Source organism: Corallococcus sp. CA053C, assembly GCF_003611675.1.
Taxonomy (GTDB): Bacteria; Myxococcota; Myxococcia; order Myxococcales; family Myxococcaceae; genus Corallococcus.
This window is the reverse complement of sequence record NZ_RAWA01000201.1, coordinates 1-16810: the sequence shown is the minus strand read 5'-3', so window position 1 is coordinate 16810 and position 16810 is coordinate 1. Positions and strand designations below refer to the sequence as shown.

General features: G+C 69.7%; 9 protein-coding genes and 2 pseudogenes. 6 read left to right on the top strand and 5 right to left on the bottom strand.

The genetic code is table 11. The annotated features are described in order from the left end of the window. A pseudogene (locus tag D7V97_RS24605) lies at window positions 1–208 on the top strand (GNAT family N-acetyltransferase); the annotation flags it as partial. 61 nt (window positions 209–269) lie between these two features. Here the strand turns inward: D7V97_RS24605 and D7V97_RS24600 are convergent. Next, on the bottom strand, window positions 270–2156 hold the full coding sequence (locus D7V97_RS24600) for a nucleoside-diphosphate sugar epimerase/dehydratase (protein ID WP_233583165.1): 1887 nt from the start codon (window positions 2154–2156) through the stop codon (window positions 270–272). A 367-nt stretch (window positions 2157–2523) separates the two neighbouring features. Here D7V97_RS24600 and D7V97_RS24595 point away from each other — a divergent pair, with 367 nt between their 5' ends. Together D7V97_RS24595 and D7V97_RS24590 are read left to right on the top strand one after the other, a co-directional pair. Further along, a complete protein-coding gene (locus D7V97_RS24595) occupies window positions 2524–3153 on the top strand; it encodes a histidine phosphatase family protein (RefSeq protein WP_120613075.1) in 630 nt (209 codons plus the stop codon). A gap of 58 nt (window positions 3154–3211) precedes the next feature. Next, on the top strand, window positions 3212–5848 hold the full coding sequence (locus D7V97_RS24590; RefSeq protein ID WP_120613074.1) for a winged helix-turn-helix domain-containing protein: 2637 nt from the start codon (window positions 3212–3214) through the stop codon (window positions 5846–5848). On the opposite strand, the gene D7V97_RS24585 is transcribed toward D7V97_RS24590, so the two are convergent. The 4 genes from D7V97_RS24585 to D7V97_RS24570 all read right to left on the bottom strand — a co-directional run bounded on the left by D7V97_RS24585 (window position 5838) and on the right by D7V97_RS24570 (window position 12943). Next, a complete protein-coding gene (locus D7V97_RS24585; protein WP_147444968.1) occupies window positions 5838–7235 on the bottom strand; it encodes a putative metal-binding motif-containing protein in 1398 nt (465 codons plus the stop codon). The genes D7V97_RS24590 and D7V97_RS24585 overlap by 11 nt on opposite strands. A gap of 241 nt (window positions 7236–7476) precedes the next feature. Then, window positions 7477–9609, bottom strand: coding sequence for an SNF2-related protein (locus D7V97_RS24580; RefSeq protein ID WP_120613072.1), 2133 nt, complete (start codon window positions 9607–9609; stop codon window positions 7477–7479). Next, window positions 9606–11525, bottom strand: coding sequence for a hypothetical protein (locus D7V97_RS24575; protein ID WP_147444967.1), 1920 nt, complete (start codon window positions 11523–11525; stop codon window positions 9606–9608). Before D7V97_RS24575 ends, D7V97_RS24580 begins: the two co-directional genes overlap by 4 nt. Beyond that, window positions 11522–12943 (bottom strand): hypothetical protein, encoded by a 1422-nt coding sequence (locus tag D7V97_RS24570; RefSeq protein WP_120613070.1) that lies wholly within the window; start codon window positions 12941–12943, stop codon window positions 11522–11524. The genes D7V97_RS24575 and D7V97_RS24570 overlap by 4 nt, the downstream gene beginning before the upstream one ends. 256 nt (window positions 12944–13199) lie before the next feature. Here D7V97_RS24570 and D7V97_RS24565 point away from each other — a divergent pair, with 256 nt between their 5' ends. The 3 genes and pseudogenes from D7V97_RS24565 to D7V97_RS24555 all read left to right on the top strand — a co-directional run. Next, window positions 13200–15116, top strand: coding sequence for a hypothetical protein (locus tag D7V97_RS24565; RefSeq protein WP_158623450.1), 1917 nt, complete (start codon window positions 13200–13202; stop codon window positions 15114–15116). Between the two features lie 115 nt (window positions 15117–15231). Next, the gene (locus D7V97_RS24560) at window positions 15232–16398 is read left to right on the top strand and encodes a trypsin-like serine protease (protein WP_120613068.1); all 1167 of its coding nucleotides are present in this window, start codon (window positions 15232–15234) and stop codon (window positions 16396–16398) included. A gap of 115 nt (window positions 16399–16513) precedes the next feature. Beyond that, a pseudogene (locus D7V97_RS24555) lies at window positions 16514–16810 on the top strand (hypothetical protein); the annotation flags it as partial.

Sequence of the window (16810 nt, the reverse complement as noted above, 5' to 3'; positions counted from 1 at the left end):
GCGCTGCCAGCGGTTGGGGCGCCGGCGCCACCTGGGGGGTGGGCTCCAGCCGGGGGACGGGCTGGAGGACTTCAAGCGGGGCTTCGCGAACGCCAGCACCCGGCTGCACACGCACGAAGTCATCTGCGAGCCGGCGGTCTACGCCCGCCTGTCGGAGGGCAGCCCCCACCAGGACTTCTTTCCGGCCTACCGCTCGCCGCGGGGCTGAAAAACGGCGACGGGGCCCCGCGAACACGCGGGGCCCCGGGGAACGCCACGGCTTCGGACGACTACGCGCTGACGGGCTTCTCCGCGCCACGGCTCAGCGACGGGGTGTACGTGGGCAGCAGGTCCTGGAGGGCCTGCTTCACGTCGTGGGCGTCACCGGACTTCGCCGCCCGGTCCAGGCGCTTGAGCTGGAGCTGGAAGTCCGGGGGAGGCGCGGGGCTGCGCGCCACCTTGATGCGGTTGCGGACATGCTGCGTGAGCTCCTCCTCCTCGCTGAGCAGCGTCTCCTCCAGCTTCTCGCCCGGGCGCAGTCCCGTGTAGACGATGGGGATGTCCTTGTCCGGCACCAGACCCGTCATGGTGATCATGTTCGCGGCCAGCTCCGCGATGCGCACGGGCGCGCCCATGTCCAGGATGCACAGCTCTCCGTAGCCGCCCAGGCCCGCGAGCACCACGAGCCCCACGGCCTCCGGGATGATCATGAAGTAGCGGGTGCAATCCGGGTGCGTCACGGTGACGGGCCCGCCCGCCTGGATCTGCTGCTTGAAGAGGGGCACCACGCTGCCCGCGGAGCCCAGCACGTTGCCGAAGCGGATGGCGGCGAACGTGGTGCGCGAGTTCACGGCGATGTCGCGGATGACCATCTCCGCGAGCCGCTTGGACGCGCCCATCACGGACGAGGGCTTCACGGCCTTGTCGGTGGAGATGAGGATGAAGCGCTCCGCGCCGCAGGCGTCCGCCATGCGCGCGACGTTCTGGGTGCCGAAGACGTTGTTCTTGATGGCCTCCTCGGGCGAGTCCTCCATCAGGGGCACGTGCTTGTGCGCGGCGGCGTGAAACACATACTGCGGCGCGAATTCCTTACCGATGCGCATCATGCGGTCCAGGTCGCGGATGTCCGCCACGATGGAGTGCACCGGCAGCCGCGGGTAGCGCGCCTGGAGCTGGCGCACCAGCAGGTAGAGCTCGTTCTCGTTGATGTCCACCACCACGAGCGACGCGGGGGCATGTCCCGCCACCTGGCGCGCGATCTCACTGCCGATGGAGCCCGCGCCGCCGGTGACGAGGATGCGGCGGCCGGAGACGAGCCGGTGCACCTCCTCCCGGTCGAACGAGATGGGGTCGCGGGGCAGCAGGTGCTCCGGGCTGAGGTCGTGCAGCATCGCGGCGGTGACCTTCTGGTCCAGGTAGGCGAAGGAGGCCGGGATGATCTTGAAGCTGACGCTCTGGTGCCGGCACAGGCTGAGCAGGTGCCGGGTGCGCTCGGGCGACAGGCGCGGGATGGCGATGAGCACCAGCGTCACCCGGTGCTTCTTGATGAGCTCCGGCAGCGCGTCGATGGGGCCGAGCACCGGCTTGCCATTGAGGAAGGTGCCCTGCTTGCCCGGGTCGTCGTCCACGAGTCCGATGACGTGCCAGGAGCCGCTCTGGGTGCGCATCAGGTCGCGCAGCAGCAGGTCGCCCGCGCTGCCCGCGCCGACGATGAGGGTGCGCTGGACGCCGTCCGCCCGCGAGCGGCGCTGGTCCAGGTACCACTGCCGCACCATGCGCGGGGCGAAGCGGTGGATGCCCAGGAGCGTGGTGGTGGCGAAGAACTCCAGGGCAATCACCTGGCCCGGCAGCGCTTCGACGAAGAGCATGGAGCGGAACAGCTCGAAGCCGATGGAGGCGACGAGGTTGGCCATCACCAGCCGGACCGCCTCGTTGAGCCCGGAGCGGCGGAACGACCAGCGGTGCAGCCCGAACCAGACGAGGGCGCACAGGCGCACGCCCAAGAGCAGCGACAGCGCGCTCGGGAAGGCGTCGCGGGCCTGCGCCGGCAGCACCCCGTCAAAGCGCGTCAGCGCCGCGAAGAAGAGCGAGGCGGTGATGAGGGCCGTGTCCACGACGAGCATGCGCAGCGAGCGCAGGCGCGGTGAATCCCACGCACGCCCCTCCGCCGCATCCAAGGGCCCAACGACCGTGGAAAGCGTTTCGACACTCGTTCCATGCTCCATGAGGCCTCCCCCTTCGGCCTGGCGCGGATGGCTTCGCTTCCTCCGCGGACGGCGGGTGCGAAAGCTCGCTCCAGTTCGGAATTACGAGGAAAGAGTGGGAGTCGTGGCATCTGTTACCAAGCCGTCCCGGAGTGCATCCGACCCGAGACACAGGTCGCCTGCGCACCAGTCAGCAGCAGCCCCGCCCCCGCGGGCGGCTGTCCGCGCGCAAATACAAACACCGGAAGGAGCCGCGCCCCGTTGTGAGGGATTGGCTTCGCGGTTTCCAAGAAAACCAATACGGCTTGCCCAGCGGGAAGTGTCACGTACGCTGGACGGCATGACGACCGAGTTCATCCTGCTCCGCCATGGTGAGACGGAGTGGAACGCCCAGGAGCGCCTGCAGGGGCACCTGAACAGCACGCTGAGTCCGGAGGGCTTGCGACAGGCGGACGCACTCGCGGCCCGGCTCGCGACCGTCCGCTTCCAGGCGCTCTACTCCAGCGACCTGGGGCGCGCGGTGCAGACGGCCTCCCGCATCGCGGCGGCGACGGGCCATGCGCCTCAAGAGGACGCGCGCCTGCGCGAGCGCGGGCTGGGCATCCTCGAAGGACTGACGCGCACGGAGGCGCGCGAGCGGCACCCGGAGGTCTTCTCCCACTACGCTGCTGGCGGCCCCGACTTCGTCGTCCCCGAGGGCGAGAGCACGTCTCAAAGGCTGCGGCTGGCGGTGGGCTGCCTGGAGGAGCTGGGCGCGCGCCACCCGGGGGCCCGTGTCGTGGTGGTGACACACGGGGGGCTCCTGAGCAGCCTGTTCCGCCACTGCCTGGGCATTTCGCCCGCCACGCCCCGCGCCTTCTCCGTCCTCAACGCGAGCTGGAACCGGTTCGACTTCGAGGCGGGGGGCTTCCGGCTGGTGAGCTGGGGGGACGTCAGCCACCTGCGCGGCCTCAGCCTCGACGACACCTGAGCGGCCGGGGCCTGTTCCTCCACCGGAAGAGCCCCCCAGCGCCTACAATGGCGGCGCCATGCGCACGCCATCCTCCCCGGGGCTCGGTCCGCCCGCCGTCTTCGTGGGCCGCGCCCAGGAGGTGCGGCGGATGGGGGAGATGCTGAAGCGGGTGCACACCGGGCTCGTCTACGGCCTGCCCGGTGCGGGCAAGTCCGCGCTGGCGGCGGCGGTGGCCTCGCGCCACCGGGGCACCGTGGTGCACCGGCGCGTGCTACCGGGAGACACGCTGGACACGGTGGTGGACGACGTGCGCCGCCTGCTGCGCGAAGCGCCCGTGGCCCAGGCCCTGTCGGATGCGTCCCGCCTGGAGGACCTGACGCGGGAGCTGGAGACGCGCCGCGCGCTGTGCGTGCTGGATGACCTGCACGTGCTCGCGCCCCCGGAGCGCGTGGCCCTGGTGGAGGACCTGGGCGGACGGCTGCGCAAGGGGACCCTGCTGGCGACCTCGCGTGAATCCGTGCCGCGACATGCCAGCAGCCCGGACCGCTTCGAGCTGCGGCTGGATGGCCTGGTGGAAGAGGCCGCGCTGCTGCTGTGGCGGGAGCTGGACACGCTCTATGGAGAGCGGGACGGCTTCGACGCCGCGTGGAGCCGCTCGCGGGGGCTGCCCTTCCTCCTGCGCCGGGCCCATGCCGGTGACACGGGCGGGGATGAACCCGTGCGAGCGGCGCTGGCGGCGCTGCCCGGGGACGAGCGCCGGCTGGCCGCGGTGCTGGCGCTGAGCGAGGTACCGCTCACGACGAGCACCCTCCAGGCCGTGCTGCCCGGGAGCACGGCCGGCGAATCCCTGCGGCGGCTGGGCGCGCGGCTGCTGGTGGAGACGGACGCACAGGGCCGGCACGGGGTCCACGACCTGGTGCGTGAGGCCCTCACGTCGCTGCTCGGCCCGGACGAACTGGAGGCCGCCCACGCGACGCTGCTGGAGGCGCTGGAGCGCGAGCCCCTGCCCGCGGTGGTGCGGGTGCGCGCGGTGTGCCGCCACCTCCAGGCGATGGGCCGTCACGAGGCGCGGGCGGCCTTCGTCGTCGCGCAGGCGGAGGCGTTGGTGCGCCACGGCGCCGCGGATGAGCTGCTGTCGTTGCTGGAGTCGCTGCCCGCCGCGCTGCACACGCCGGAGGTGCGGCTGGCCCATGCCCGCGCCCGGGTGCGGCTGCTCGACCTGCGGCGGGCGTACCCGGAGCTGCTGGAGCTGCGGGCCTCGCTGGACGCGCCGGGCGTGACGGCGAGCGAGGCCCTGCGGGAAGGCGTGGGCGCGGTGCTGGTGCGCGTGGCCCTCTTCTCGTTGGAGACGGCGGCGTGCGAGCGGACGCTCCAGGCAATGCCCATCCCCAGCAGCGCGGAGGTGTTCCTCCAGCAGCTATTGGCCCTGGCCGCCCTGCTCTTCTTCCAGGGGCGCATCGACGAATCGCTCGCGGTGCTGGACGGCGCGGCGGAGGCGTCCGGGGAGAAACGGGTGCTGGGATGGTGTGCCTATGCCCGCGCGCTGATGTTGTGGATTGAAGGCCGTGACAGTGAATTGGCGGCGCCCCTGGCCCAATGTGTGTCATTGCTGGAGGACGCGCCGCTCGACTCGCGAGGCCCGCTGGTGGCGGCCATGTCCGCGGGCATCCTCAGCCGGCTGGGCCGCTTCACGGAGGCCGAGGCCGCGCTCGCGAGCGCCCGGGAGCGGCTGGGGCAGCTGGGGGCTCCGCGCCTCGCGTTGGAGCTGGACTGCATCGACGCGTGGGTGCGGGGCGAGCTGGGCCAGCGGCGGGCCGCGCTGGCCGCGTTGAGGGCGACGGAGGCCCGGGCGGAGCGCGCGGGCTACCTCTTCGTCCGCATGCTCTGCCGCATTGGCGCGGGCCGCATGTTGTTGGAGCTGGGCCGGCGCGCGGAGGGACAGGCGCTGCTGGACACGGTGGAGGCGGAGGCCCGGACGCGCGGCGTGGTGGGCCTGCTGCGGGCCGTGCAGGGCGCCAGGACCCATGATGTGCCGGGACCCGCGGGCCCCGCTGTCACCGTGGAGCCGCGCGAGGTGCGCCCCGGCGTGGCCGCCCGTCAGCGCGCGCTGGCCGCCCTGGACGCGGCCCGACAGGGGGACTCCGTGCGGGCCACGGGGCTGCTCGCCGCGCTGGAGCCGCTGGCGGTGGGAGGGGACTTCGCGCTGGAGCGCGCCGTGGGTCACCTGGCCCGGGCGGGGCTGCACCGGCTCGCGGGTCGGTCGCGTGAGGCGGAGGAGGCGCTGGAGAACGCGGCCCGTGCCGCGGCGGAAGGCGAGGTGGATCCGGAGCTGATTCCGGAGCTGTCCCGCACCCTGCCCTCCGCGCCGGGAGTGGACGCCGGGCCCCCGGCGGAGGCAACGGGCGAGGTGGTGCTGGATGCGCGCCGCCATGAACTGCGGGCCCTGGGGCGCGTCATCTCCTTGGAGCGGCGGGCCCTGCCGCGCCGGCTGCTGTATGCGCTGGCCCGGCAGCCGGGCCGCACGCTGTCGAAGGAGGACTGCGTGCGCGCCATGTGGAACGCGGACTACGACCCGCGGCTGCATGACAACTCGCTGCGGGTGCACGTGAGCCACGTGCGCGAGATGCTGGAAGGCACGGGCTCCCGGGTGGTGTTCGAAGACCCCGGCTACCGGCTGGAGGTCACCGGGGGCTTCACCTTCATCACGGAGTAGGGTTTGGGGCGGAGCAGTAGCGGACCGCCTGGATCACATGCGTCCGCGGCGTCTGCGTGGAGGTCATCACGAGCGCGCCCATCCACCTCTCCGGAAGCTCCTCCAGCAGCACCCACTCGGCGAACCGGTGCAGCGGCAGCGGTGCAGCGCCCGGGGTCCAGTCCTTCGGGGCCCCTTTCTGCCCCAGGGCCCAGAAGCGGCCCCGCCAGTTGAACTCGATGTCGCCTCCCGACGCCCCTGCGGAGCGGACGGAAAGCCAGGCCACTTCCAGCCCGTGGGACGTCGCCGTGGCACCGAACCAGGCGGTCTCGTCCAGGGTCGTCACGGCCACGGTCTCTTGCGTGCCCCCGTCGAAGAGGTTCTTCACGACCGCCAACTTGTCGTCATTCCGGGTGTCGCGCACCAGCAGGGCGGGTGACGCGCCCAGCTCCACGAGCTGGAGCGTCGGCGAGTAGACCGTATGGACAGTGCGTTCATCACCGACGGGCAGCAGGTCGCTGTCAAAGCGTTGGAGCCGAACCAGCTCATCCCCGAGGCCTCCTGTTTCCTGGAGCACCGCCAGCAGGAAGCTTCCATCGCTCAACCCCAGCACCTCCACATGGTCCACGATGGCGCCCTCGGGAGCCATGCGCATCAGGACCCGGGGAGCGGCCAGCACCTTCCCGTCCAGGTCCGTGACCGTGCCCAGCACCTCGTGAGCCCCGGGGCCGTAGGGACCGTTCGCCCAGGCCACGAATACCTGGGAGCCCCCCGCCGCCACGGCCGCATCGCTGGCGACCCCACCCACGGGATGGTCGAAGAGGACCACGTCGACCGCGCTGCCATCCTTCCCGAGCACGGGGCGCCCCTGAGCATCGAGCGGGATGAGATGTCCCCGGGTGTGGTCCGCCATCACGCCCGTCGACGAGTAGTACAGCGCGGGGCCACGCGAGGTGGACAGCAACTGGCTCCTCACCGTGCCGACGGACTCCGACGTGTCCAAGACGTCCACCGGCACGTTCGTGCCGTCAACCTGTTTCATGGAGGTGTCCATCCGCACGATGCGGGCCCCCACTGGTCGGTCGAAGACCGCCGCCAGCACGCCTCCCGCGACGCGGAGACTGCTCACCTGGTTCTTCAGCAACGGATACGCCAGCGGCGTGACCGGGGACCACGTGGCTGGATCCGTCACCCCATCGCAGTCATTGTCCACGCCATCACAGCGCGTCTCCACGGCCTCGTAGCTGGAGCCATACGACAGCGCCGTGCACACCGGTTCATAGACCCCATCCACCTGGGCGCGGCGGGCCCCGGCACAGACGCCCAGCGTGCGCTCACACGGAGAGGCCTCGGCGGTTCCGCCATCCGGCAGCGAACCCCCAGCGTCCGGGGCACCCGCATCCCGCACGGTGCCTGCATCCTGCGGCGAGGTGGACGTCCCACATCCCCCCAGCATCAGGCTCCCCACCAATGACACGACTGCCCACATCCGACCCGACATCCAACGCTTGTCCATTGGCGCAAGCCTAATCTGCTTTGCCTTTCCAAGGCATGGACATTGCACAGGGCATTCGTCTTCTACCCACGGAGGCTCCGCCCGATGTCTGGAATTCCTGCGATTCCCATCCCAAACCCCTACCCGCCCCACGTCAGGGCCGCAGGAGCTTGTTCAGGTCCTTCAGCGCGTCGCCGCAGAGTTCGAGCACCTTCCGCACGAACGCGTCATCAGCCCCCTCGTCCTCATCGAGGCTGACCGGTGGAACGCCCCCAAGCAGCAGGTCGAAGCGTTGGAGGCGCCGGTTCATGATCTCCACGGCGCGAGCGTCCCGGGTGCCGTTGAAGCTCGGGTACGCGTACTCGATGGATTGGGCCGTCAGTCCTGCCCAGCCACCGACGCGCCGCACACGCCCATTCCGTTGAAGCGTGCGGATGGGACTGGGATCCAGCTCGTAGTGCACCAGCAACCTGCAGCACCGGTGCAGGTCGACCCCTTCGGAGAGCCGGTCCGTCGCAACCAGGACGTCCGGCCCGAAGGGACTGTTGAAGAGACCCAGCACCACGTCTGGCTCGCCCTGGAAGAGGATGTCCGGCGCCTCCTCGTCGTCCGAGGAGTGCGTCCAGGACCCCAGCACCCGATGGCCGCCCGACAGGTCGCCGGGAAGCGCGGAGTCCCCACGGTATGCGGCCCGCAGCAGGCCCAGCGTCGAGCGCGAACGCGCATCCGTGAGACCCCGGAAGAGGGCATCCGCCGCATCGGCCACGAAGGGCACACGCGTCTCCTTGCGACCGCGCACGCGCGTCCCCGCGAGCAACTTCCGCAGGTGCATGCCGTCGCGGGGGGACTCCGGCAGCCAGGAGAGCACCTGCCTGCGCAGACCTGGACCGCAAAGCCAGGCGAGAAAGGTCTCGCGCAACTCCTCCGCGTCCGTGTGAGTGTCAGGCAGGGGCCGCTCCTCGGCACGGCTCGCCAAGAGGGCCCTCCACTCTTGTCGCCACACCGCTTCCGTCAGACATTGGGGCGCGTCCGCGGGCAATCGGAGTCGGGTGTCCAGCACCTGGAGCAGTTCCAGCGCCGTGGCCCGGTGGTGGCAGAAGAGAAGCACCTTCTCCTGGGCCGCCACCCGCTCGGTGACGGCCTTCGCGACCGCAGCCATCTTCGGGTGCGGCCCTCCCTGCGTCTGCGTACGCAACAACTTGCGCGTCTGCTGAAGCTGGTTCCTGACGACTTGCAAGACCTCCCCTTTCGCCAGCACCTCCACCCGTTCGACCTCCTGGACGAGGTGCTTCCAACCCACGTGGAAGCGCGGGTCATTGGTGCGCTCCCGGCGCTCGTCACGCGTCAACCGCAGGAGCCGGTCCGCGCGCAGCAACAGCTCCAGTGCACCTTCGTCCGCCGCTGGCACGTCGATGGACCAGGGCGTCCCAACCTTGCCGAAGTGACTGCGTTCGGACGTGGGAAGGTCGTCGATGCCGTGTCGGATGACATACGGAGCGATGGCTTCGATGGCGTCTTTTGCCAACGCCTTCAACTGCTCGGAAGTGGTTCCCGGGTCCTTGCCCTGGGCGGGTTCATGGAGCCGCAGGAGGGCCTGCGCGTAGCGCCGCACCGGAGTCGCGATGTCCTGGGCGCCGCAGAACCCCAGCAACTGGATGAGTTCGTCCACCGCGATGCTGAAGGGCGTGGCCGTGAGGATGAGCTTGGCGGCCGCCCGCTCGCCCTGTGCCTCCAGCGCTTCGCGAAAGGCGCTCTCCTCGCCCTTGGCCCGGTGCGCCTCATCCACGATGAGCAGGTCGCATCCGGTGCGCAGCAGCCCCTCGCGCCGCGCCATCACCAACTGGTGGTGCGTGCCCACCTGGATGCGCCCACTCCGCAGTCGCTCGGTCTCCCATCCCTTGATGCGATTCACATCCACGGCCAGGCTCGGCGCGCGCGCCTGGAGCAGCGGCACGTGGGCCTTGAGCTCCTCCTCCCAACGGCGCCGCAGCACGGCGTTGGGCGCGAGGATGCGCACCGTGCCCTCCCTGCCCGCGACCACCCAGGCGACAAGCGCGGCCACGGTCGTCTTGCCCAGGCCCACGTCGTCCGCGAGCAGCACGCCGCCCACCTGCTTCGTGTCATTGCCGGAGAGCCTGGAGAGGATCGCCTTCGCGGTGGTGAACTGGCGGCGCGTGGGTTCGGGTTCGAGGGGCCGGTTCGACCCTCGGGAGGATTCGCAATACGTGTCCGGGTGATGGAGGAACTTCCAGCTGTTCCCATCCAACGACAGCGTTTCACCGCTCATGACCGGGCCTCTTTCAACCGCCAGAGGAACTCCTCGGCGACGAGAGCCGCGGGCAGGCGGCTCTTGACCGCCCTGCGCTGGAACAGCTCCGCCAGCCTCGCACCATCCGCGAGGATCCGCTCATATTCGCCAGTGCCAAAGGCTCGCGCTGCGTCGAGCTGTTGGGCCCAGGCCTCCACCTTGAGGAAGTCATGCCGGGCCTCCGTGAAGGCTTTCACCGAATAGTCCTCGGCCGTTTCGAGGGCCGCCCCCGAAGACGGCTCGCCGCGAAGCATGGCCTGGAGATCCTCCGCTTCGACCATGGGCCAGCCATAGGCTTCCATCAGGAGCGCATCCCGGAGGGCCTGGGCCACCTCGGGATCCACCTCCGGCAGGGGTGTCTGGGCGAAGTCCTTCGCGGTCCGCATGTCGAGGACGGGAACCTCCAGGGTCTCCGTGCCGCAAGAGAAGACGGCCATGAGCGGAGGCCGCTTTCCGTCTCCCCAGGGAACCGCCCCCTCCCATCCGCCCTTCCTGGCAGGTGTGAGGGAGTCCTTCAGCACGGCTTGCGCGGGCGCACCCGAGACCTGGACGTCCGGTGCTTCCGCGCCGGCAGGTGCGCGGCAGGTCAGCTCCACCGTCTTGCCGTCCCAGAGCGCCTGTCCCCAGAGCAGCTCCGTGTCGACAGGCCGCACCGGGGACTCCGTCGTATGCACGGAATGGCGCTCATCAAACGCCTCCTCCTCGGGCTGGATGGGCCAATCACTTTCAATCAAGACCCCCAGCTCGAAGTTGCGCGGCCCCGTATCGCCCGAGCCCCAAGCGGACGTGCTGAAGTTCGCGGACGTCACCAACAACCGGCGCGCCCGCCCGCGTCGCAGCAGGTACAGCTTCGCATGGCTCCAGCGCGGTTCCTCCGGTCGGTGGCTGTCGTGAAAGCGCTGCGTGAGCTTGCCGGCGTCGTACCCCAAGCGTCGCAACCGCAGTCCTCCCGCGAGGAGCGCATCCAGGGTGCGGCGCGACATCAACCAGCCCCCTCCGGCTTCCTGTGCCCAGGGGTGCCTGGAATCAATCCAGGACAGCGCGACCGCGTCGGGCTTCACGTCCAGGCCCAGGCACCATTGCCGGAAGGCACGCTCCTGCCACTCACCAACAAAGGGAGCGCACACCTGGACGCGAAGGGGGCCGTGACCATCCGGTGCCGCCTTCCCAAGGGCGCGGATTCCCCACCGGGAGGTCTCCCCCGTGCCCTGGAGGGCCGCAGGAATGCTGGCGACAAGCTGCACGCCCTCCGGGCACTCGCACCGGGCCAGCAGCTCCACGAAGGCCGCCGTGGGCGTCGCGGCCTGCGTGCCCGCGGACTCCCCGAGTGCCTCGAGGAAGCGCGGCAGTGGGCCCCAGGTGTCGCGGCGGGCACGAGCCCCCCGCGCGCCCAGGGGCAGGAAGGCGCGCCACCCGGCCTGCAGCTGGTCTCTCAACGAGGACAGGGTGAGGTTCGCGGAGGAGATGACGATTTCCAGGGCCTCACTGCGTTCCTTTCCTGCCCTCCCCTCCGTCACCCAATGCAGCATCCACAGCTTGGCATGCTGGGTGGCCGCGCCGTTCTCCCCCGTGAACAACGGCGTGACGTAGCGCCACAGCCAGGGGTATGCGGCACCCATCGTCACGGCCGGATCCGACGCCCGCGAAGGGGACGAGGAGATGACGGTGAGCCGCCCTCGAAGCCGCTCGAGGGCTACCGCCAGTTCCCCGAAGTAGAGCGAACGCGCCTCGGGCTCGGGGTCGAGCCCCCGAGCGAGGGTGAGGACCGAGGGCAGCAGGTGCTCCACGAGCAGCGATGGCTGGGCCGGTTCGAAGGTGGTGAAGAGCGCCGCATGGAGCCGATACCCCGGGGGCACCGTGGGCAGCGCCTCGCGCCAATCAGGCTCCATGCTCACGTTTCGTCTCCGGCGTCGGTGGCTTCGTCGTCATGGTTCACCGCTGCATCGAGCGCCGCCTGTGTCCGCGCCGCACCGCATTGGGCGGCGAGCCGCGCGAGCGGCCAGAGGCGGAACCGGTAGAGGCTCGCGGCGGCCCCGTTCTGGGGCAACAGCGGCTCAATCCGGCCCTGCCTCAAGCGAAACCAGCGCAGTCCTCCCCCGTGCAGCTCGTGGTGGCGGGCAAGGGAGCGCAGCTGCTCACCTGGCGACCTTGCCGTAGCCATCGCGCTCGCCAATGCCATCGCGGCGATTCCAGCCGGCAGGGTGGAGGTATCGGCTCGCGCGTTCCAGGCTCGGGAGGACTCGGTCAGGCGGGACAACGGATGCTGGAGTTCAGGAGCGCTGGCGAGGTCCGCCACCTCGGGGCCTCGCGCTTCCTGGGAAGCACCGACCGCCGACCACAGCGCACGCATGACATCCATGCCCGCGTCGGCCAGCCGGGTAAATGCGGGCAGCGTGACAAGGAGGGGGCCTGACTCCGAAGCCTTGAGCACCGGAGCACGGGCCAGCAGGTCGCAAAGGTCTACGTGCCGTGCTCCAGGCTGGACCTCCGCGAGCAGCTGCGCGACCTCCGAACGACGGTGCCCCACGGGGAACAGGCAGTGCTTCAGCAGCCTGCGCTCCTCGTCCGGAAGGCGCTTCGCGACCCCCGCCTCGGTGGGAAGGAGGTGCGTGATGCCCTGCACCTCCTCGTCCCAACCCTTCTTCATCCACCAGTGCTCCTCCCGCCCCTGCCAGAGCCCCCACTTCGTGCTGCGCTCGAAGACTTCGTCGGTGAAGCGGAGGGTTCGCGGCAGCTCCGCGTTGACATGATGGAACAGCGCGTTGACGACGTCGGAGGGCGTCCAGCCGTCACGGCCGCGATCGCTCAGCGTGAGCCCGGGAACCCGTCGCATGAGCGTGCGGTAGGCCCCGTACATGCCCGTCTGCCGGTAACGGTGGAACTGCTCGGTGCGCATGCCGAAGCGCTCGCCCTGCGCATCTTGATTGAGCCATTTGCGCACCGAGCGCTGGCCACGCAGCTGACGTCCAGCAGGATCCTCGTGGGCTTTCAGCGTCCAGGCCACCCACAGCAGCTCCAGCGGTCGCAGCCAGGCGTAGCGCCGTTGCTGGGCCTCGCGGGTTCCAAGGCCTCCACCGCCGTCTGCCCGGACCCAGACCTCATGCGAGGCTTTGAGGGACCAGGACAGGAGCGTGATCCACCGGGCATCCACCGTCCCGTTGCTCAGGTCCGGTGCGAGGGCGTCTGCGTATCGGTCCGCGAGGCCGCGCAGTCCCAACGCGTCGCCGCGTCTCCGCGCGACACCCTCCCACGGTGCCGTGAAGAACCACCCATGGCCATGCTCCACCGCTGTCGTTCGCGCCACCGCACCCATCCGTCTTCCCCCTCGGCGATGTGCGCGCCGTGTCCTGAAACCTAACCCGGCCCGAATCGCGCACTCCAATACGCCCCCCTGGGTCCGTCAGGACATGCTCTGCTGCGCCCCCATGAAATCTGGAAGACCAGCCCTCCGGGTCCCACTCACCCTGCTCCTGCTGTCCCTCCTGAGCGCCTGTGGAAGCCCTGTCGCCGAAGGCGATACCGAAACGCGGGAGCACCTCGCTCAACAGGTCGCGGCGCTGTCCACGACCGTGACGGTCGACACCGCGTCGAACGCGGGCCCCGTCAATCCCTATGCATGGGGCGTCGCCGCCCCCGACAAGTACCTGGGCTCCTGGCCGGGCAACGCGACGGTCCAGCAGCGCATCCGCGACGCGAAGATAAGAATCGTCCGGGTCGGCGTCACGCAGTGGGGGATGTACAACGGCCAGGACGTCTACCCCGCGCACAACACCTGGAACTGGGCAACCATCGACGCCGTCCTCAACACCATCTGGGACGCGGGCGCTGAACCCCTCATCGTCGTGTGCGGCTTCCCCCAGGGCGTGACGAAGACGCTCAGCGCGAGCAAGGAGATCACCTCCGCGGACTGGGCCGAGTACGGCACGTTCATGGCCGGCCTCGTGCAGCGCTACAACGTCGACAAGGTGCTGGGCGCCTCGAAGTCGGTCCGCTACTTCGAGATGTGGAACGAGCCCACCATTGAAGGAGATGGCCACTTCGCGTCCATGGCCGCCTACAAGACCTTCTTCACCACGGTCGGAGGCGCCATGCGCGCCAAGGACCCCACCCTCAAGCTCATCGGGCCCGCCGACACGCACTCGGGCGACCTCGAAAAGGGCCCCACCGAGAGCTGGACGTCCTACGCGGCGAAGAACCTGGAGGCGACCCTGGACCTGGTGAGCTGGCACAACTACGGCCCCTGGGCCGACGACACCTCGAAGACAGACGCGGACCGGATGGCGTGGACGAAGAAGGCCTACCGCGAAGACGTCATCCAGGTGAAGAACGGCGGCACCAACGGCGTCCTCACCGGCCCCTCCGGCAAGAAGTACGGCGCCGCCATCACCGAATACAACGTCGCCCAGGGTGACTTCGCGGCCTTCAACCCGAAGTATCACAATGAATTCAACGCGACGTGGACCGCGAGCGCCCTCATCAATGCCATCCACGGCAACATCGACGTCTTCACGTCCTACAACCTGGCCGAGGCGGGCCTGAACCACCTCGGGCTCCTGTCCAACACCACCTACGCACCCCTCAAGCCGTACTTCACCTTCTTCCTCTTCGGCAACTACACGGGCAACCAGAAGCTGACCGCGACCGGCGGGACGGCAAATCTGGAATCGCTCGCAACCCAGGACACCGCGACGGGCCGCTACTACCTGACCGTCGTCAACAAGGACACGGCGGGCACCGCGTACGACGTGGCCGTCTCGCTCGCCAACCTTCCCAGCACCACGGGCACCGTGAACGTCCGCGTCGTCAACGCGGCCACCACCACGAACCCCACCGCCTCCACCCCGCTCTCCTTCACGGGCTCCGCGTTCACCTGGAACGTTCCGCCGTACACCGTCGTCTCGTTTGAGATCATCCCCGGGCCTGCTAGCAGCGGCGTGCTCTTCCAGACGGGCTTCGAGAGCGCCGACACGCAGCCCACCTGGCTGGACACGCTGGACGGCAGCCAGAACGTGGGGCCGTACACGGGCGCCACGAAGCCCGAGTGCTCGCCCCGCCAGGAGTCCCCCCACACCGGCCTCGCCGTGCTCATGTACTCGGGCCGGGACAACAGCGCGACGACCTCCTACGCCAACGCGAAGGTCTTCGACGTGAACCTCCCCATCACCACCGCCACGAAGCTCAGCTATTGGATCCGTCCCCAGCAGGACAACGGCCGCTATGTCGCGGTGGACTTCATCTGCACCGACGGAACGACGCTGCGCGACAGCGGAGCCACCGACTTCAACGGCAAGAGCCTGCACCCCAACGCGGGCCACGGCGGCGCCATCCCGCTCGACACCTGGACGCGCATCCAGAGCAACGTGGGCCAGTGGCTCGCGGGCAGGACCGTGGACCGCATCCTCGTGAGCTACGACCGGCCCGCCAACACCGGCGACTACCGGGGCCTCATCGACGACATCCTCATCACCAACGGCCCCCTGCCGTGAACACGTCTACAGTAGTTATCAAGTTGCAATAAAACCACGCAAGAGGGTTTACAATGTAAGCCGGGTTCCATCACAATCCCTGCTCTTCAGAAAATCCAGCTTGAACGAGGTTCACATGCTTTCAGGTCAGATCGTGCGTGGCTGGGCAGCCGCCAGCGTGCTGTCGCTGCTGGTCGTCGGATGCGGTCCGCAGGAGAAGCGTGAGGAGCAGGCCCCGGCGGAGCCCCCCGCCTCCACGACGCAGGACATCGTCGGCGGCACCAACACCACCATCGCGGAGAACCCGTGGCAGGTGTCGCTGCAGAGCAGCGGCGGCAGCCACTTCTGCGGCGGCTCCATCATCGACGCGAACTGGATCCTGACCGCGCAGCACTGCGTGAACTCGGGCGGCACCATCTCCAAGCCGGGCCGCGTCGTGGCCGGCATCACCAAGCGCAGCGGCAGCAGCGCCGGGCAGATCCGCACGGTGTCCCAGGTGTTCGTCGTCCCGGGCTACGTGGACGCCAACATCGGCAAGGACGCGGCGCTCCTGAAGCTGTCCTCGCCGCTGGACCTGAGCGGCCCGAACGCGAAGGCCATCCCCATCGTCACGGCGGCGGACGCGGCGGCGGGCGTCACCAACCCGGGCGTCATCTCGCGCGTCACGGGCTGGGGCACGCTGAGCAGCGGCTCCTCGTCGCTGCCGGACACGCTCCAGACGGTGGACGTGGCCCTGCTGAGCAACGCCCAGGCGCAGTCCAGCTACCCCGACGAGACCATCACCGCGGACCAGCTCGCGGCGGCCTCGCCCGGCAAGGACTCCTGCCAGGGTGACAGCGGCGGTCCCCTCACCGTCCTCAAGGGCGGCACCCGCGTCCTCGCGGGCATCGTGAGCTGGGGCTACGGCTGCGCGGACGCGCAGTACCCGGGCCTCTACGGCCGCGTGTCGTCCTTCGAGAGCTGGATCAACTCCACCATCAACGGCACGACGCCGCCCCCGGGCATCACGCTGCTCGAGAAGACGGGCCTGTCCGGCGCGGCCAGCTCCTTCACGCACTTCGCCATCACCGTGCCCGCCGGCGCCGCCACGCTGACCGTCGTGCAGTCGGGCGGCACGGGTGACTCGGACCTCTACGTGCGCCAGGGCTCGCAGCCCACCACGAGCGCGTACAACTGCCGCCCCTACACCAGCGGCAACGCCGAGACCTGCACCCTGAACAGCCCCGCCGCGGGCACCTGGTACGTCTCCGTGCGCGGCTACACGTCGTTCTCGGGCGTGTCCGTCAAGGCCACCGTTCCGTAGTCCCGGGACGCACGCCGTCGGAAGTCCGGAGGCCCCCTTCTTCCACGCGGGAAGACGGGGGCTTCTGTGTTTCAAACCGCCAGCCTGTCGCGTCCGGATGGTAGACAAAGGCGTCATGGCCCGCACCGGACCCCGAACCTCACGCTGTCCCGACTGCAACGCCCCCTTCAAGCTCCAGGCGGGGCAGACGCACTACACCTGCGGCTACTGCGGCATGTCCTTCGACCTGGGCGGCACGCAGACGCGCTCGCCCCTCCCTCCGCCTCCGGCGAAGCCCGTGTCCCCGTGGGTCCTGAGGGGCGTGGCGGCGGGGATATTCATCCCCATGGTCCTCGGGTTGATCATCGCGAGGAACCTCATCGCCGAGCGCGAGCCGCAGGAGCCCGTTCGCCCCAGCACCGCCGCCCTCCCC

What these genes read in the sequence shown, in the direction of transcription:
- D7V97_RS24595 (WP_120613075.1), top strand. Translation starts at nt 2,524, where the DNA reads ATGACGACCGAGTTCATCCTGCTCCGCCATGGTGAGACGGAGTGGAAC.
- D7V97_RS24590 (WP_120613074.1), top strand. Translation starts at nt 3,212, where the DNA reads ATGCGCACGCCATCCTCCCCGGGGCTCGGTCCGCCCGCCGTCTTCGTG.
- D7V97_RS24580 (WP_120613072.1), bottom strand. Translation starts at nt 9,609, where the DNA reads ATGAGCGGTGAAACGCTGTCGTTGGATGGGAACAGCTGGAAGTTCCTC.
- D7V97_RS24570 (WP_120613070.1), bottom strand. Translation starts at nt 12,943, where the DNA reads ATGGGTGCGGTGGCGCGAACGACAGCGGTGGAGCATGGCCATGGGTGG.
- D7V97_RS24560 (WP_120613068.1), top strand. Translation starts at nt 15,232, where the DNA reads ATGCTTTCAGGTCAGATCGTGCGTGGCTGGGCAGCCGCCAGCGTGCTG.